The 17,371-nt window shown below is 65.7% G+C and carries 19 protein-coding genes; 7 read left to right on the top strand and 12 right to left on the bottom strand.

Annotated elements, in window-relative coordinates:
• Window positions 1–5: 5 nt before the first annotated feature.
• The 6 genes from nosZ to H4I97_RS12305 are packed head-to-tail and all read left to right on the top strand — an operon-like array spanning window position 6 to window position 6,569.
• Window positions 6–1,925 carry a TAT-dependent nitrous-oxide reductase gene (gene nosZ / locus H4I97_RS12280; protein WP_182304930.1) on the top strand — a complete coding sequence of 640 codons (1,920 nt, stop codon included), beginning with the start codon at window positions 6–8 and terminating at the stop codon, window positions 1,923–1,925.
• Window positions 1,922–3,313: a nitrous oxide reductase family maturation protein NosD gene (locus tag H4I97_RS12285; RefSeq protein ID WP_378143478.1), complete on the top strand. Its 1,392-nt coding sequence runs from the start codon at window positions 1,922–1,924 to the stop codon at window positions 3,311–3,313. Before nosZ ends, H4I97_RS12285 begins: the two co-directional genes overlap by 4 nt.
• The gene (locus H4I97_RS12290) at window positions 3,310–4,224 is read left to right on the top strand and encodes an ABC transporter ATP-binding protein (protein WP_182304931.1); all 915 of its coding nucleotides are present in this window, start codon (window positions 3,310–3,312) and stop codon (window positions 4,222–4,224) included. Before H4I97_RS12285 ends, H4I97_RS12290 begins: the two co-directional genes overlap by 4 nt.
• On the top strand, window positions 4,221–5,048 hold the full coding sequence (locus H4I97_RS12295; protein WP_182304932.1) for an ABC transporter permease subunit: 828 nt from the start codon (window positions 4,221–4,223) through the stop codon (window positions 5,046–5,048). Before H4I97_RS12290 ends, H4I97_RS12295 begins: the two co-directional genes overlap by 4 nt.
• Window positions 5,045–5,572: a nitrous oxide reductase accessory protein NosL gene (locus tag H4I97_RS12300; RefSeq protein ID WP_182304933.1), complete on the top strand. Its 528-nt coding sequence runs from the start codon at window positions 5,045–5,047 to the stop codon at window positions 5,570–5,572. Before H4I97_RS12295 ends, H4I97_RS12300 begins: the two co-directional genes overlap by 4 nt.
• Window positions 5,565–6,569, top strand: coding sequence for an FAD:protein FMN transferase (locus tag H4I97_RS12305; protein WP_182304934.1), 1,005 nt, complete (start codon window positions 5,565–5,567; stop codon window positions 6,567–6,569). The genes H4I97_RS12300 and H4I97_RS12305 overlap by 8 nt, the downstream gene beginning before the upstream one ends.
• Window positions 6,570–6,585: 16 nt before the next feature.
• Here H4I97_RS12305 and H4I97_RS12310 read toward each other — a convergent pair whose 3' ends face one another.
• Complete coding sequence (locus H4I97_RS12310) at window positions 6,586–6,876, bottom strand: DUF6522 family protein (protein ID WP_182304935.1); 291 nt, start codon at window positions 6,874–6,876, stop codon at window positions 6,586–6,588.
• 15 nt (window positions 6,877–6,891) lie between these two features.
• Entirely contained in the window at window positions 6,892–8,049 is a 1,158-nt protein-coding gene (locus H4I97_RS12315; RefSeq protein ID WP_182304936.1) for an HPP family protein, read from the bottom strand.
• Window positions 8,050–8,206: 157 nt separating this feature from the next.
• On the opposite strand from H4I97_RS12315, the gene H4I97_RS12320 reads away from it, so the two are divergent.
• Window positions 8,207–8,875, top strand: a complete 669-nt coding sequence (locus H4I97_RS12320) for a 5-formyltetrahydrofolate cyclo-ligase (protein ID WP_244658640.1) — start codon at window positions 8,207–8,209, stop codon at window positions 8,873–8,875.
• A gap of 13 nt (window positions 8,876–8,888) precedes the next feature.
• Here the strand turns inward: H4I97_RS12320 and H4I97_RS12325 are convergent, their stop codons facing one another.
• The 10 genes from H4I97_RS12325 to H4I97_RS12370 form a co-directional block, all read right to left on the bottom strand.
• A complete protein-coding gene (locus H4I97_RS12325) occupies window positions 8,889–9,155 on the bottom strand; it encodes a DUF4167 domain-containing protein (RefSeq protein ID WP_182304937.1) in 267 nt (88 codons plus the stop codon).
• Window positions 9,156–9,236: 81 nt separating this feature from the next.
• Window positions 9,237–9,413 carry a hypothetical protein gene (locus tag H4I97_RS12330; RefSeq protein ID WP_182304938.1) on the bottom strand — a complete coding sequence of 59 codons (177 nt, stop codon included), beginning with the start codon at window positions 9,411–9,413 and terminating at the stop codon, window positions 9,237–9,239.
• A 249-nt stretch (window positions 9,414–9,662) separates the two neighbouring features.
• Window positions 9,663–10,694 (bottom strand): histone deacetylase family protein, encoded by a 1,032-nt coding sequence (locus H4I97_RS12335; protein WP_182304939.1) that lies wholly within the window; start codon window positions 10,692–10,694, stop codon window positions 9,663–9,665.
• Complete coding sequence (locus tag H4I97_RS12340; protein ID WP_244658641.1) at window positions 10,694–11,221, bottom strand: GNAT family N-acetyltransferase; 528 nt, start codon at window positions 11,219–11,221, stop codon at window positions 10,694–10,696. The genes H4I97_RS12335 and H4I97_RS12340 overlap by 1 nt, the downstream gene beginning before the upstream one ends.
• 56 nt (window positions 11,222–11,277) lie before the next feature.
• Complete coding sequence (gene kce, locus H4I97_RS12345) at window positions 11,278–12,228, bottom strand: 3,5-dioxohexanoate:acetyl-CoA acetone transferase (RefSeq protein WP_244658642.1); 951 nt, start codon at window positions 12,226–12,228, stop codon at window positions 11,278–11,280.
• 11 nt (window positions 12,229–12,239) lie between these two features.
• On the bottom strand, window positions 12,240–13,607 hold the full coding sequence (locus H4I97_RS12350) for an aminotransferase family protein (protein ID WP_182304940.1): 1,368 nt from the start codon (window positions 13,605–13,607) through the stop codon (window positions 12,240–12,242).
• 12 nt (window positions 13,608–13,619) lie between these two features.
• Window positions 13,620–15,251: a N,N-dimethylformamidase beta subunit family domain-containing protein gene (locus H4I97_RS12355; protein ID WP_182304941.1), complete on the bottom strand. Its 1,632-nt coding sequence runs from the start codon at window positions 15,249–15,251 to the stop codon at window positions 13,620–13,622.
• A 14-nt stretch (window positions 15,252–15,265) separates the two neighbouring features.
• Window positions 15,266–16,030, bottom strand: a complete 765-nt coding sequence (locus H4I97_RS12360) for an amino acid ABC transporter ATP-binding protein (protein WP_280527678.1) — start codon at window positions 16,028–16,030, stop codon at window positions 15,266–15,268.
• Entirely contained in the window at window positions 16,027–16,686 is a 660-nt protein-coding gene (locus H4I97_RS12365; protein ID WP_182304942.1) for an amino acid ABC transporter permease, read from the bottom strand. The genes H4I97_RS12360 and H4I97_RS12365 overlap by 4 nt, the downstream gene beginning before the upstream one ends.
• Before the next feature lie 15 nt (window positions 16,687–16,701).
• Window positions 16,702–17,349, bottom strand: a complete 648-nt coding sequence (locus H4I97_RS12370) for an amino acid ABC transporter permease (protein ID WP_182304943.1) — start codon at window positions 17,347–17,349, stop codon at window positions 16,702–16,704.
• Window positions 17,350–17,371 lie beyond the last annotated feature (22 nt).

Raw genomic sequence — 17,371 nt, forward strand, 5'->3', positions numbered from 1 at the left:
GTAGTATGTCAAACGAAGAGAAAATGCGCCTGAACAGACGTCAGATGCTCGGAACCACGGCGATCGCCGCGGCCGCCGGCGCGGCCACCGTCAGCGGAGCACTGACGCTGACCGGCGGTACGGCGACCCCGGCAAAGGCGCAGGAGACGGCGGGCCGCAACAATTACGAAGTGAAGCCCGGCGAACTCGATGAGTACTACGCCTTCTTCTCGAGCGGCCAGACCGGCGAAATCCGCCTGGTCGGCGTGCCGTCCATGCGCGAAATGATGCGCATTCCGGTCTTCAACCGCTGCAGCGCGACCGGCTGGGGTCTCACCAACGAGAGCCGCAAGGTGATGACCGAGGGACTGCTGCCGGAAACCAAGGAATTCCTGGCGGACAAGGGCGGCATCTACATGAACGGCGACCTGCACCACCCGCATCCGTCGCAGACCGAAGGGACCTATGACGGCCGCTACCTCTTCGCCAACGACAAGGCCAACACCCGCGTCTGCCGCATCCGTCTCGACGTGATGAAGTGCGACAAGATCATCGAGCTGCCGAACCAGCACACCGTGCATGGCCTGCGCGTCCAGAAGTACCCGCGCACCGGCTATGTCTTCGCCAACGGTGAAGACCGCGTGCCGATCCCGAACGACGGCAAGATCCTCGACGACCACAAGCAGTATCACGCGATCTTCTCGGGGATCGACGGCGATACGATGAAGGTCGCCTGGCAGATCAAGGTCGACGGCAACCTCGACAACGTCGACGCCGACTATCAGGGCAAGTATGCCTTCGCCACCTGCTACAACTCCGAAGAGGGCGTGAACCTCGCCGAGATGATGGCGAGCGAGCAGGACTGGGTGGTCGTGTTCAACCTGAAGCGCATCGAGGAAGGCGTGGCCAAGGGCGACTTCGAGGAGCTGGGCGGCGTGCCCGTTCTCGACGGCCGTCACGGTTCGCCCTACACCCGCTACATCCCGGTATCGAACAGCCCGCACGGCATCAACACCGCGCCGGACGGTATCCACGTCGTGGCGAACGGCAAGCTTTCGCCGACCGTCACGGTCTTCGACGTTCGCAAGTTCGATGACCTGTTCGAAGACAAGATCCAGCCGCGCGACACGGTCGTCGCCGAGCCGGAACTCGGTCTCGGGCCGCTGCACACCGCCTATGACGGCCGTGGCAACGCCTATACGACGCTGTTCATCGACAGCCAGATCTGCAAGTGGAACATCGAGGACGCCAAGAAGGCCTATGCCGGCGAGAAGGTCGATCCGATCCGCCAGAAGCTCGACGTCCACTATCAGCCGGGCCACAACCACAGCTCCATGGGCCAGACCAAGGAAGCCGACGGCAAGTGGCTGGTGTCGCTCAACAAGTTCTCCAAGGACCGTTACCTCAACGTCGGTCCGCTGAAGCCCGAGAACGACCAACTGATCGACATTTCCGGCGACGAGATGGTGATCGTCCACGACAACCCGACCTTCGCCGAGCCGCATGACGCGACGCTGGTCCACGCCTCGAAGATCAACCCGATCAGCATCTGGAAGCGCGACGACCCGTTCTTCGCCGATGCGGTGGCCCAGGCGAAGGTCGACGGCGTCGACCTGATGGCGGACAGCACGGTGATCCGCGACGGCAACAAGGTGCGCGTCTACATGACCTCCTCGGCACCGGCCTACGGGCTCGAGGACTTCACGGTCAAGCAGGGCGACGAAGTGACCGTCTACATCACCAACATCGACGAGGTCGAGGACCTGACGCACGGCTTCGCCATCGTCAACTACGGCATCAACATGGAAGTGGCCCCGCAGGCGACAGCATCGGTGACGTTCAAAGCCACCAAGGCCGGCGTCTACTGGTACTACTGCTCGTGGTTCTGCCATGCACTGCACATGGAGATGAAGGGCCGCATGTTCGTCGAGCCGAAGGCGGCATGATGATCCGCCTTTCTGCGGCAACACTGATCGGGATGGCGGCCTTTACGGCCGCCCTCCCACCTTTTGCCTTCGCGGCGGAACTCGAGGTTTCGCCGTCGCAGGATACTGCCTTGCAGGCGGTGATCGACCGGGCGGCGCCCGGTGACACCATCATGCTGCAGGCAGGGACCTATCGCGGGCCGGTCACCATCGACAAACCGCTGACGCTTGCCGGTGAGAAGGGTGCGATCATCGCCGGCCCCGGCCGCGGCAGCGTCATCACCGTAAACGCCGAGAACGCCACCGTTCGCGGCCTCTCGGTCAACGGATCGGGCCGCAACATCGCCGAGCTCGATTCCGGCATCTTCGTAGCGGAAACGGCGACCGGCGCGGTCGTCGAGAACAATGCGCTCGACGGCAACCTCTTCGGCATCTACCTGCACGGCGCCCGCGATTCCGTGGCGCGCGGCAACCATATCGTCGGCATCGAGGAAGGACGGGTAAACGAGGCCGGAAACGGCGTCACCGTGTGGAACGCGCCCGGCGCGAAGGTACTCGACAACGACATCCGTTTCGGCCGCGACGGCATCGCCACGAACGCCAGCAAGAACAACGTCTTCCGTGGCAACCGCTTCCGCGACCTGCGCTTTGCCGTGCACTACATGTACACCAACGACAGCGAAGTGAGCGACAACGTCTCGATCGGCAACTCGATCGGCTACGCGATCATGTTCTCGAAGCGGCTGAAGGTTACCGGCAACATCTCCGACGGCGACCGCGACCACGGCCTGCTGCTCAACTACGCCAATGATTCCGTCATCACCGGCAACGCGGTGATCGGCCGCATGCAGCCCATCGACCGCTGGCGCAGCGCCGGCACACGTTCGGAGCACGGCGTACCGCAATCGAGTGACGACGAGACCGTCAGCCTCGGCGACACCCGGCTCGGGCCGGAGAAATGCGTCTTCATCTACAACGCCAACCAGAACCGTTTCGCCGACAACCTGTTCGAGGGTTGTGCGATCGGCATCCATTTCACCGCCGGCTCGGAGGGCAACCGCATGAGCGGCAATGCATTCATCGACAACCGCAACCAGGTCAAATACGTCGGCACCCGCTATCTCGACTGGTCGGAGGGCGGGCGCGGCAATTACTGGAGCGACAATCCCGCCTTCGATCTCGACGGCGACGGCATCGGCGATACGCCGTACCGGCCGAACGATCTGATCGACCGCGTCCTCTGGACCGCACCGCAGGCGAAGCTGCTGACCAGCAGCCCGGCGGTGCAGGTGATCCGCTGGGCGCAGGCGCAGTTTCCCGCATTGCTGCCGGGCGGCGTGGTCGACAGCCGGCCACTGATGACACCGCCCGCCGACATGGCGACGGCCGGCAAGGGGATCGTCCGATGACGAAGACAGTCAGCATCTCCGCCGTCGGCAAGCGCTACGGCAAGGTCGAGGCCGTGCGCGACGTTTCCTTCACGCTCGGCGCCGGCGAGACAATCGCGCTCGTCGGCCACAACGGTGCCGGAAAGACCACGCTCATCAAGCTCATGCTCGGCCTCATCCGGCCGACGACCGGTTCCGTCGAGGTGCTCGGCGAGGACCCGTCGAGCGGCGACTTCGCGGTGCGCCGCCGGCTCGGCTATCTTCCCGAAAGCGTCTCCTTCCACATGGCGCTCACCGGCCGGGAAACACTCTCCTTCTATGCGCGGCTGAAGCGCGTCGACGAGGCAGAAATCCCCGGTCTCTTCGAGCGGGTCGGGCTCGCACCGCTCGCCGCCGACCGGCCGGTCCGGACCTATTCCAAGGGCATGCGGCAGCGCCTCGGGCTCGCGCAGGCGCTGCTCGGCGAGCCGCGCATCCTGCTTCTCGACGAACCGACGAGCGGCCTCGACCCGGCGCTCCGCCGCAGCTTCTACGACCTCATCGCCGAGCTGCGGGACAAGGGCACGACGGTGCTTCTCTCCTCCCACGCACTCACCGAACTCGAGGGCCGCGCCGACCGTGTTGTCATCGTCAACGACGGCGTCAAGATCGCCGACGGTACGCTCGACGACCTGCGCCGCATCGCGCGCCTGCCGACGCGGATCAGCCTCAAGGTCGCCGAGGGCACCGAGAAGCCGCAGGGCATCAACGGCACCACGCCGTGGCGGGACCTCGGCGACGGCGCCTTCGAGACGGACGTGGCGCCCGAGGAGAAGATCGCGCTGCTCAGGAAGGTGACCTCGACGCCGGCGACGCTCAGCGCCCTCAGCGTCTCCGAGCCGACGCTCGACGATCTTTATGCGCATTTCCTGAGAGGGCAGCAGAGACCATGACCAACCTATTGATCATCGCCCGCAAGGAAATCCAGGAAGGGCTCAGGAACCGCTGGGTGCTCGCGACCACGCTGCTGCTTGCCGCACTCGCGCTTACGCTCACCTTCCTCGGCAGCGCCCCGACCGGCAATGTCGGCGCCGGGCGGCTCGACGTCGTCATCGTCTCGCTCGCGAGCCTGACGATCTTTCTCGTGCCGCTGATCGCGCTGCTTCTCTCCCACGATGCGATCGTCGGCGAGATGGAGCGCGGCACGATGCTCTTGCTGCTCAGCTACCCGCTCGGCCGGCGCGAGGTCATCTTCGGCAAGTTTCTCGGTCACCTGGCGATCCTCGCCTTCGCAACCGTTTTCGGCTACGGCGCCGCCGCCGCCGCACTTGCGGCCACCGGCACGGCGATCGACGCCGAAAGCCTGCGGGCCTTCCTCGCCATGATCGCCTCCTCCGTGCTGCTCGGCGCCGTCTTCACCGCGATCGGCTACGTGGCGAGCGCGCTTTCCGGCGAGCGCAGCACGGCAGGCGGGATTGCCGTCGGCATCTGGCTGTTCTTCGTCCTGATCTACGACATGGCGCTCCTCGGCGCACTCGTCGCCGCGCAGGGAAAGACGGTGCCGTCCTGGCTCCTCGACCTGCTGCTTCTCGCAAATCCCACCGACGCCTACCGGCTCCTCAATCTCGGCTCGGGCGAAGCGGGTGCACTTTCCGGCCTCGGCGGGGTCGCCGCCCATACCGGCCTCTCGCCTGTTCTGCTTCTCGCCGCCCTTGCGGTCTGGACGCTGGCGCCGCTTGCCGCTGCGACCCTGCTTTTCTCGCGGAGAGAACTATGAAACCGCTTGTTCTCGCTTCAAGCCTCCTCGCCTTCCTGCTGCTGACCGGATGCAGCGAGGAGAAGAAGGCCGAGGTGCCGGCCCCTTACGCGCTGACCGAAGAGGCGATGGGCCGATACTGCGGCATGAACGTGCTGGAGCATGCAGGCCCGAAGGGACAGATCATCCTCGAACAGATCCCGGAGCCGATCTGGTTCTCGACGGCGCGCGATGCACTCGCCTTCACCATGCTGCCGGAAGAGCCGAAGGACATCGCGGCGATCTACGTTTCCGACATGGCGAAGGCGCCGAACTGGGACGCGCCGGGGGCGGAAAACTGGGTCGACGCGCGCAAAGCCTTCTTCGTCATAGGCAGCTCGGCGCGTGGCGGCATGGGCAGCGAGGAAACGGTGCCGTTCTCGACCGAGGCGGCGGCCAAGGAGTTTGCACAGAAGAACGGCGGCCGCATCGTCCGCTTCGACGAGGTCCCGCAGGATTACGTGCTCGGCAACGGCACGGACGAGAAAGGACAGAACAATGGCTGAGGCTTTCAACCGCCGCCGGGCGCTGACCATCATGGCCGCCGTCGCGGGGCTCCCCCTCATTCCCTTCGCCGGCCGTGCACGGGCAGCAGTCGCGCCCGTGACCTGGCAAGGGCAGGCGCTCGGCGCGCCGGCGACCCTGATCCTCAATCAACCCGACAAGGCGGAAGCCGAGACGCTCGTCGCCCGGGTGGTCGCCGAGGTTCGTCGGCTGGAGGAAATATTCAGCCTCTATCGACCGGATTCCGTGCTTTCCGAGCTCAACCGGACGGGTGCGCTTGCCACGCCGCCCGCCGATCTCGTGGACCTGCTCGGCCATTGCCGGACCGCCTGGGAAACGACGGGCGGCGCCTTCGACCCGACCGTGCAGCCGCTTTGGATGCTCTATGCCCGCCACTTCCAGGGCCTTGGAGCAGACCCGTCCGGACCGGACGGCAGGGCGCTGACGCAAGCGCTTTCGATGGTCGGCTTCGGCGGCGTGCACGTCAATCGCGACCGCATCGCCTTCGCAAAGGCCGGCATGGCGCTCACGCTGAACGGCATTGCCCAGGGTTACATCACCGACCGGGTGGTGGCGCTGTTGCGCGACGCCGGCGTGACCAGCAGCCTCGTCGAGATGGGTGAAAGCCGCGCGATCGGCGCGAAGGCCGACGGCAGCCCGTGGCGGATCGGGCTCGCGGAAAGCGAAATGGGCGAGGAACCGGAAATCGTGCTGCCGGTCATCGACAAGGCGGTCGCGACCTCCAGCGCCTCCGGCTTCCACTTCGACACCTCCGGCCGTTTCGGGCACATCCTCGATCCGCGACAGGGCGCGGTGCCGCCGCTCTACCACCGCATGAGCGTGGTGGCGCCGTCGGCGACGATGGCCGACGCCTTCTCGACGGCGTTCAGCCTGATGAAGCAGGAGGATATCCGGGCGGTGGCGACGGCCGCTCCAGAGATGACCGTCGATCTCTCGACTGCGGACGGAAGGCACTTCCGCTTCGGCCGCACGCTCTGACGCCGCGGCTGGCGTGTTACTCGTGCCCGCCGGCCTCCGGACGGCGCAGGAGCTCGCCGCGGACGAAGGAAACGCCCTCCCGGATCACGCGGTCCTCGCCGTCGAGGATCGCCCGCCAGACGCGGTTTCCGAGGCGAAGGCTGAGACGGCAGGTGCCGGCATCCTCGCCCTCGCCGGTCTCGACCGTACTCTTGATGAGCCCGTGGCGCATGCGCGTTCGGAAATCCTCTTCCGAAAGGCCGAACCGGCCAGCGATTTCGGCGGAATCGACGAGGAAATCGCCCTTCGCGTCGCGTTCGATCTTCATGGCATGGCTCCCGTCCTATTGCGCCGCGACCAGTACAGGCGGCGCACCGACGAGGCTCGCATGCCCGGGCATGCCGGGCAAGGTCCGGGCGATTGCGGCGAGCAGATCGGTCTGCGAAATCAGCCCCAGAATGTGCCTGTCGCCATCGACGATGACGACGGCGTGGGCGCGGCCGTCGGTCAGGAGCGGCAGCAGGCCGAGCGCCGGATCATCGACGGCGGCGGTCGCCGCGGCGGAGATGACGCCGGCGATCTCCTTGTCGGCATGGGCGAGTTCCCTGAGACCGACTGTGCCGAGCAGACGGTCGTCCTCCCCGGTCACCGGCAGCGTGCGGATATTGTGATGCAGGAGAAGCTGACGGGCCTCGCCCGGCGAGGCCCGTTCGCCGACGGTTACCACATCGCGGGACATGATGTCGCCGCACGAAAGCGGGCCGTGTGCCCGGATCGTCGCCTCGACCTCGACCTGCTTCAGCAGCCGTTCGAGATCGCCGCGGTCGATGTCGAAGGTCTCGTCGAGCGCGGCGAGCGCCGCATCGATGTCCTCCTCGCGGAAGCCGACGCGGACCGGCGGCGGCAGGTCGCGGGTCTCGTGGGTGTTCACCGGACGGGGTGCTGCGACATGCGGATAGGCGCGGCCTGTCGCCCGGTGGAAGGCGAAGGCGAGGCCGACCAGCAGGCAGGAGTTCAGTCCGACCGGGATGAAGGGATAGAGATAGCCCCATTTGGCGAGCGCGGCATTGCCGAGCACCGCCGTCATGGCGACGGCACCGCCGGGCGGATGAAGCGAGCGGGTGAGCGACATGGCGGCGATTGCCAGCGCCGCGGCAATCCCGGTCGCAAGCACCGGCTCCGCCACCAGCTGCGCGACGGTGAGCCCGACGATACCCGATATCACATTGCCGCCGATGACCGACCAGGGCTGTCCGAGCGGGCTCGAGGGAACGACGAAGAGGATGACTGCAGAGGCGCCGATCGGCGCAACGATCAAGGGCAGGTGCGGATCCGGGCCGAGCAGCGCTCCGCAGACGAGGCCGGTGAGCGTGGTCGCGATCAGTGCGCCGAGGCAGGCGAGCAGACGTTCGCGCAGCGTCGCGCCGGCAAGGATGGGGTGGAAGAAGGGAAAGCGGTTTTCGGGCCGGAAACGCCGGTTGCGAACGGGTTTATTGGTCATTTTCCGGCCATTTGCTCGCTCTTTTGACGGGACCTGCTTCCGAAAAGAGCAGATTGCCCGTTTTATTGGCGATGGCGGAATGGTACTCAAGGAAGATTATTGCCGCTTCGCCGGCTTGCGGGGAAAGTTCGTTCCACGCCGGCAGAGAGAGGATTTTATGTCCGGTCGCGACGATGACGAGGAAAGCCGCGAATATGCTTCGCCGGCCTGTTTCATGCACGAGATCGACCCAGCCTATATGGGGCTCACACCTGTGGAACCGCATGACGTCGGACGATGGCGCTCGGCGGAGCGGGAGCGGCTGATCGCCCAGCGCATGGCGCTCTCGCCGGACGCGCGGGCGAGCTATTCGCGGCTGATCGCCGAGCGGCTCGATACGCTCGTTCCCGAGGTTGCCGGCAAGGCAATCAGCCTCTATTGGCCCTTTCGCGGCGAACCTGACCTCCGGCCCTGGATGGCGTCGGTGACGGCAAGGGGCGGCAAGGCCCTGCTCCCGATCGTCGTTGAAAAGGGACGGCCGCTCACCTTCCGCGCCTGGGCGGAGGGCGAGAAACTCGAACGCGGGGTGTGGAACATTCCCTACCCGGCTGAGGGGCCGGAGGTCACGCCGGACGTGGTGATCGCGCCGCTGGTCGGTTTCGACCGCGACTTCTATCGCCTCGGCTACGGCGGCGGCTATTACGACCGCACGCTGGCGGGGCTTGCCGGCCGGCCGATGGCGATCGGCGTCGGTTACGGATTACAGGAGATCCCGACCATCCACCCGCAGCGGCACGACGTGCCCATGCAGGCAATCGTCACGGAGCGGTGCGTCCGCCGGTCATGAGGGAAAGCACGCCTCAGGCGTGAGGGGTCTTTTCCGCGGCTGCGGCGGTAATCGCCGCGGCGCTGCGATAATAATGTTCGGCATGCTGGTAGTAGTTTTCCGCTTCGATGCGGTCGCCCGAGCGGGCGGTTTCCTGCGCCAGCGCAAGATAGTGCTCGTAGCGGTCCATTGCGGCCTTGGGCGAGGTCGCCGGGCCGTGCGAGCCGCCGCGTGCGCCGCTGCGGGCGCGGTTGTTTGACGGGCTCTTCTGGCGAGGCCCGCGGGTTGGTCTTTTGCTCATTTTTGGTGTTCAGGCCGGTCTTACCGGCCTCTCCTTGGTGGAAGATTGGTTTTAAAGGGACAGGTGCAGGGCGCCGTGGCGTCAGTCGATCTGTTCGGCGACGATCGCGCGCATTTCCTCGCGGCTGAAGCGCACGATGGCCGGCCGCCAGGTTGCGGATGCGGCGATGCGCTTGGCGGCATGGGCGGCGACCGGCAGGCGCCGGGGCAACGAAATGGTTTTCGGTTTGTTGGTCGTCAGTGTTTGTGTCTTTTGCATAGTTTTCCTAGGCGGCGGTCTTTGGATGCGACCAGCCGCAATTATGTCTTGGGAAGAATTCAGGCTGCAGGGGAAAGCTCAAGGCTCGTCGTGAGAGCCGATGTCCGATGCGTGCATTCAAGAGGCGCTCTCCCTGGAGCGCCAGCCGCATCAAGCCCGATATCGAAGCTATAGATGACTATGCATTGTGTCCGTTTCAAGATGCTGCCGGACGCGATGATGTAAAGAGGCATCCGGCAGCATGATGGATCAGCCGCCGGCGCCTGCCCCGAAGGCGGAGAGGAATGCGGTGAGATTGTCGGAAAGCGCGTCGCAGAGATAGCCGCCCTCCTGAACGATGACGGTCGGCAGCTTGAGGCCGGCAATCGCCTCGCCGATCCGCGAAAAACCGGGCGTCGTCACCGACAGCCCGCCGAAGGGGTCACCCTCGAAGGCATCGAGCCCGAGCGCCACGACGAGAGCATCGGGAGAAAAGGCACGGATGCGGCGGAAGGCGGCGCCGAGAGCGAGCAGGAAATCCTCGTCGCCCGACTGGCGCGGCAGCGGCAGATTGAGGTTGTAGCCGAGGCCGGGCCCCTCCCCGCGCTCGTCGGCGTGGCCCCAGAAGAAGGGGTAGAAGCGCACCGGATCGGCATGAAGCGAGATCGTCAGCACATCGGGGCGCGCATAGAAGATGCCCTGCGTGCCGTTGCCGTGATGGAGATCGACGTCGAGGATCGCCACCCGCGCGGCCGACCGGCGCAGATGCTGCGCGGCGACCGCGGAATTGTTGACGAAGCAGAAACCGCCGGCGACATCGGTGAAGGCATGGTGGCCGGGCGGTCGGCAAAGCGCGTAGGCGGTCGGCGCGCCTGCGAACACCGCCTCTGCCGCCTCCACTGCGCTCCATGCGCTCCAGCAGACGCTCTCCCAGGTTTCGGCGGAGATCGGGCACGCCGTGTCGGCCATGTGGTAGCCGGCCTGGCCGACGGCGGATGCGGGGTAGCGCCCGGTGCGGGCGAGCGGATGGATGTTCGGGATAACCTCCTCCGAGGCGCCGGCGATGCGCTGCCAGCGCCTGAAGATATGCTCCAGGAATTCGAGATATTCCGGCGTGTGGACGGCGGCGATCGGGGCCAATCCGTGGGCCCGCGGCCGGACGATCTCGCAGCCGGCCGCCTTCGCGCCGAGGAGCAGGCGCTCGACCCGTTCGGGCTGCTCCGGATTGGGAAGCGGCGCACCGCTCGACAGGAACATCTTCGGGTCGTGCCGCTTCTGCTCGTCGGCGTAGAAGGCTTTCATCACATTTCCTCGTGTCGGGTTTCATCGGGACCGGCGAGCGCCTGGAAGGCCTCGCCATAGGCGCCGTGCTCGCGGTCGGTCGAGAGCCAGGCGAGGCCCACGCGCTCGTAGAAGCCGTGGGCGGAGAGGTTTTCGGTATCCACCGCAAGGCGCAGATAGACGCCGCCACGCCTGCGCGACCAGGCGGCGACCGCGCGCAGGAGGCGCTCGCCGATCTTCCGCCCGCGGAAACGCACGTCGACGAAAAGGTCCTGCACGTAGACGCCCGGCCGGCCGAGCCAGGTGGAGAAGATCGGAAAGAACAGGCAGAGCCCGGCAACCTCGCCGTCCACTTCGGCAATGAAGCCGGAAAAGGCCGCCTCCGGGCCGAAGCCGTAGCGGCGGAAATCCTCCGCGGTGCTCCTGATCTTCGCCTGCTGGCCGAGATGGCCGGCAAGCGCGAGGATCGCCGCGTGCATCGCTTCTGCATCCTGCGGCTCCGCCGGACGGATGCGCAGGGCCGCCGCCTCGTTTCCCTCGTCGCTCATGACCTGCCCGTCCTCTTCATGGTTCCCGTCGCCGGCGCGATGATAGCCGTGCGCCGTCAAAAGGCCACCGTATCGGCGCCCTTCAGGCCGAGATGAGCGCGCGCCTCGGCAGGGGTGGCGATCTCGAGCGACAGGGCGTCGAGGACGCTGCGGATGCGCTCGACCTGCTCGGCATTGCTACGGGCGAGACGGCCGCGGCCGCTGTAGAGGCTGTCCTCCAGCCCGACGCGGACATGGCCGCCCATGGCGGCGGACATGGTGATCATCGGCATCTGGTGGCGGCCGGCGGCGAGCACCGAGAAACTATAGTCGGCACCGAAGAGCTTGTCGGCGATGCGCTTCATGTGGGTGAGGTTTTCCGGATCGGCGCCGATGCCGCCGAGCACGCCGAAGACGAACTGGATGAAGAGCCGCCCCGAGACGAGGCCGCGGTCGCGCAGATAGGCGAGCGAGTAGAGATGCCCGACATCGTAGCACTCGAATTCGAAGCGTGTGCCGCATCCCCGGCCGAGCCTGTCGAGGATGAATTCCATGTCCTCGAAGGTGTTCTTGAAGATCGTGCCGCGGGTCGCCTCGAGTAACTGCGGCTCCCAGGCGTGCTTCCATTCCAGCGGCTTGTCGAGTACCGGGAAGAGGGCGAAGTTCATCGAGCCCATGTTGAGGGAGGCCATCTCGGGACCCGCATCGAGTGCCGGAGCGAGACGCGCTTCGAGCGCCATCAGCGAGGAGCCGCCGGTCGAGATGTTGACCACCGCGTCCGTCGCCTGCTTGATGCGCGGCAGGAACTGCCGGAAGACCGCCGGATCGGCGCTCGGGCGGCCGTCCTTCGGATCGCGGGCGTGCAGATGCAGGATCGCGGCACCGGCATCGGCGGCGGCGATCGCTTCGGCTGCGATCTCGTCCGGCGTCACCGGCAGGTAGGGCGACATGGTCGGCGTGTGCACCGAGCCGGTGACGGCGCAGGTAATGATCACCTTGTTGCGCATGGGGTCGGTCTTCGTGGTCATCGGCCTCTCCTTCAGCGGTTCACGGGCAGGCCGAGCTCGGCGGCGAGTTCGGCGAGCGTGCTTTCGAGGATGCCGACCGTCTCGGCGATCTCTTCCGGCGTGATGATCATCGGCGGGCAGACGAGGAAATGGTCGCCCTCGGTGCCGCCTCGGGTGCGCCGCGAATAGATGATGAGGCCACGCTCGTAAGCGATGTCGACCACCCGCTGATAGGCGTTCATCTCCTTCGGCAGCGGCGCCATCGTCTCGCGGTCGGCGATGAATTCGGCGGCGAGCAGCAGGCCCTTGCCACGCACGTCGCCGATGAAGGGAAAGCGCTCGGCGAGCCCTTCGAGCTCGTGGCGCAGGAGATTGCCGGCGCGCGTCGCATTGCCGAGCAGGTCGTGGTTCTCGATCTCGTCGAGGACGGCAAGCCCCGCCGCACAGGCGAGCGGATTGCCGGCATAGGTGTAACCGTGAGCGAAGCCACCGGCATCGAGTACCGGTTGGACCAGACGCGAGGGGGCGATCATGGCGCCGAGCGGGCAATAGCCGGCGCCGAGGCCCTTGGAGAGGGCAATCAGGTCCGGCTTGCAGTTCCAGTGGTCGCCGCCGAGATATTTGCCCGTGCGGCCCGCCCCGCTCATCACTTCGTCATGGATCAGCAGGATGCCGTAGCGGTCGCAGATCTCGCGGATGCGCGGATAATAGCTGTCGGGCGCGACGAGGGCCCCGGTCGAGGCGCCGCCGATTGGTTCCATGATGAAGGCGAGAACGCTTTCCGGGCCTTCGGCGAGGATCTTCTCCTCCAGCATGTCGGCATATTTCAGCCCGCGCTCCTCCATCGAGAGGTTGTCGCGGTCGAGATAGGCGGTCGGCGCCTTGATCTTCGGCATCGCCTGCATCATCGGCAGGAAGGGGGCGGTGAGCGCATCGTAACCGGTGACGGCGAGCGCCCCGAGCGTCGAGCCGTGATAGGAGGGAAAGCGCGAGATCACCTTGTAGCGGCTCGCCTGCCCCACCGCGACGGCCCACTGGCGCGCGAGCTTCAGGCAGGATTCCACCGCCTCCGAGCCGCCGGAGACGAAGAACACCTTGTCCATGCCCTCCGGCATCAGGCCGGCGAGGCGGCGGGCCAGTTCCTCGGCCGGTTCGTTCTCGAAATGCAGGCGGTAGGCGAAGGTCACCTTGTCCATCTGCCGCTTCATCGCCTCGAGGACGCGGGGATTGCTATGGCCGATGTTGACGACCATCGCGCCGCTCGACCCGTCGATGACCTTCCGGCCGTTCTCGTCCCAGATGTAGATGCCCTCGGCATGGCTTGCGAGCGGCCGGCGCAGGCGGCTCTGGTAGAAGAGGTGGGAGGCAGGACGTTCGTCGGTCTTCAGTGGCTTGTTCATCTTGGATCTCTGTCAGCGTTTGAGATAGCGGTCGAGCACGTTCCTGGTGACGCGTTCGACCATGGCGTCGTTGCGCAGCAGTCCGGCCACCCATTCGCAGGTTCCGGCATGGAACACCTCGCCCTTGCCTTTCGGGAAATTGACGATCATGCCGTTGGAATAACGCACCTTTTCGAGGTTCTCGTCACTCGCCTCGCCATAGAGGGTCTCGGCGATGAAGCGACCGTCCTCGTCGCCGAAGAACACGTCCTCGGGCGCGAGCACGTCGCTTTCCTCGACCTGGCTCGCCATGCCGAGCGCGAGGATTTCAAGGCCCTCGGGCGCGCCGCTCGTCTTCGTCGGGTATGGCAGGCCGTGGCGGATCTCGTATTCCAGGCCGTCGACCTCATAGCCGTAGATGTGGCTGTCGGCGCCGAGAAGATCGCCATAGAAGAGACCGGTGCCGGCAAAGGCCCAGTGGCCCGGCCGGCAGACCGGAAAGCCCCGCACGCCGCGCGGCGCACAGCCGCCCCAGCCGGCATAAACGCCGTTGGTGGAATTGAGACCGAAGGTCGCCGAACCCGGACGCCCGATTTCCGGCGCTTCCCAGCTGTTGGTGGCGCGGGTGACGTCGCCGGTCCTGTAGGCGGGGTCTTCGGCGCGTGCGCGATATTTGTAGCAAACCTGGCGGCGACCCTCGTCTTCCAGACGCGTCTGCCACATGAAATTCCCGGCGAAGCGCGCCGCATGCCCGCCGCGCCCGACGAAATTGTCGACCGCATCGCGCATCTCCCAGGTCCAGTATTCGTCGTGGCCGACGAAGACGGCGCAATCGTAACCGTCGAGGATTTCCGGTTTGAAATGCAGCTCGTGCTGACTGGCGAGATCGACCTCGTAGCCGGCGCGCTCCGCCCAGCGGAAGAAATGGCTGTCGTAGCTCGCCCAGCCGGCGGAGGCGTATTTCTTAGAGTAGCCCGTCGCATAGGCCCATTCCATATGCGGATAGCGCGGCGTGGTGCCCACCTGCAGCGAGACTTCCAGCGGCACGCGCGGCGCCTCTTTTGGCAGGACCACGAAACCGCGGCACCACGGCCGCTGGGTGCTCACGCCCGTGGCGTACTGGTCGCGGTTCTGACCGGTGATGCCCTGATAGTGGTTGGAGCCGCCCCAGGTGTTGTAGGCGGTCCAGGTTCCGGTTGCGGCGACCTGCAGGATGCGGCCCTTCTTTCCGGCGGGCGCCGGATGAAGGATGAAGAGATGATAGCAGTGGATCGGCGCACCGTCCCGGCCTTCGGCCCGCAACGTCAGGCGATAGGCGCCGGACGCCCATTCCTCGGGAATGCGGAATTCGAAGGTCTCCTGCCAGCCGCACCCGAGAACCGAGCATTGGTCGGGCGTCTCCTGCCAGCGGGCCGCGATATTGCCTTGCGTCAGGACGGGCGTTTCGACGGCACCGTCGCGCACGATCTCGAGATCGAAACGCGGCGCCGTGGAACTGACGAACAGGGTCACCTTTTCGCCCGGCCCGTAGGAGAAGCGGTCGGAATAGCACCAGATCTCGCCGCGTCCGCCGTCCATGCCCGGGTATTCGTAGTAGTGGCCGCGCACGGCGAAGCGGCGCTGTTCCGGCGTCAGCCCAAAATCGGGAAAGTCTTTTCTGATCATGATCGTGGCATCCATCAGCCTGCGAGGTATTTTCTCAGGAAAGTCCGGGTGCGCTCCTGCTGCGGGGCGCGGAAGATCTCGTCGGGCGGGCCCTCCTCGACAACCACGCCGCCGTCCATGAACAGCACGCGATCGGCGACCTCGCCGGCAAAACGCATCTCGTGGGTGACGATCAGCATGGTCATGTGCTCGGCGGCCAGTTGCTTCATGACGGCGTTGACCTCGTCGACCAGTTCCGGATCGAGCGCGGAGGTCGCCTCGTCGAACAGCATGACCTTCGGCTGCATGGCCAGCGCGCGGGCGATCGCCACGCGCTGCTTCTGGCCGCCCGAGAGGCGCGAGGGATAGGTGTCGATCTTTTCGGCAAGGCCGACCTTCGACAGGAGCTCATGCGCCAGCTCGCGGGCCTTTGCCTTGGGCATGCCCTTCAGGATCACCGGCCCCATGATGATGTTCTCGAGCACGGTCAGGTGCGGGAACAGGTTGAAGTGCTGGAACACCATACCCATCTGCTGGCGCACCGCATTGATGTGATGCTCGAAGGCCCGGCCGCTCAGGGGCTGGTTGACCTGCACGCCATCGAGCCAGACCTCGCCGCCGTTCAGCGTTTCCAGATGGTTGATCGAGCGCAGCAGCGTGCTTTTGCCGGACCCGCTCGGGCCGATAATGGCCACGATCTGTCCGCGATCGACCGAAAGGTCTATGCCTTTCAGCACTTCGAGCGGGCCGTAGGCCTTGCGGGCGCCCTTCACTTCGACCATTGGCCGCCGAACGGTCATCGCGATACCTCCACCTTCTTTTCGACCTGCCGCAGACCGGCTTCGAGGACGAGATTGAGTACGTAATAGAGCACCGCCACCGTGATGTAGAACTCGAACGGCCGGAAGGTCTCGCTGATCGCCAGCTGCGCCGCATGCACCAGTTCGGCGATGCCGATGACCGAAACCAGCGAGGATTCCTTCAGGAGTGCGATCATGTTGTTGCCGATCGGCGGGGCGGTGTTGCGCACCGCCTGGGGCACGACGACATAGCGCAGGGTCTGGAACCTTCCGAAGCCGAGGCTGCGTGCGCCCTCCGACTGGCCCGGATCCACGGCGACGATGCCGGCCCTGAGCACGTCGGCGTTATAGACGGCAAAGTGCAGGCCGAGGCCGATAATGCCGGCGCCGAGCGCGGGAATGTCGATGCCGATCTGGACGAGACCGAAATAGATCAGGAAGAGCTGCAACAGGAGCGGCGTACCCATGAACAGCCACATGAAGAGCCGCACCGGATAGGCGATGATCGCCGGCGCATAGAGAACCACGAGCGCGAAGAAGATGCCGCCGAAGAAGCTCAGCACCGCGGCCGACACGGTCAGCACCACGGTCCACCAGACCCCCATCCACAGGAGTTCGGCGTAGGGCGGGACGACGCTGAAATCGAGACCATGCATCCGTCAGTCCTCCCCTCAGGCGATCGCAAAGCGCTTGTCGAGCGCATCCACGGCGCGGGCGACCGCATAGATGATGATCATGTAGAGAAGCGCCGACACGCCGAAGATCTCGAAGGGCTTGTAGGTCGAGCCGATGAACCGTTGCGCCGTATAGGTGAGTTCGACGACCGAGATGGTCGAAACCAGCGCCGATCCCTTGACGAGTGCGACGGTGTTGACCCCGAGCGGGCGGATCATCAGCCGTGCCGCCTGCGGCAGGATCACCTTGCGTAGCGTCTGGAGACGGCTGAAGCCGATCGTGCGGGCAGCTTCGGCCTGTCCCCGATCAACGGCAAGCAGGGCTCCGCGGATCGATTCAGCCATATAGGCGCCGATGTTGAGGCCGAGGCCGATGACGCCGGCGGCAAAAGGTTCGAGATTGATCCCGATCTGTGGCCCGCCGAAATAGAGAATGAATAGCTGGATCAGGCACGGCGTGCCGCGAAAGAGGCTGACGTAAAGCGAGCCGACCATGCGCAGCAGAAGTGAGCGCGACATCTTCGCAGCCGTCACGAGAACTGCGACCGCCAATCCGAGGATCATCGACAGCGCCGAGATCTGGATCGTGGTCCAGGCGGCTTCCACGAAGAACGGGAAGACACGCTGCATCAACGAAAAATCCATGGATACGGCTCCGCAGGGCTAT

This window comes from Ciceribacter thiooxidans (assembly GCF_014126615.1).
Classification (GTDB): Bacteria; Pseudomonadota; Alphaproteobacteria; order Rhizobiales; family Rhizobiaceae; genus Allorhizobium; species Allorhizobium thiooxidans.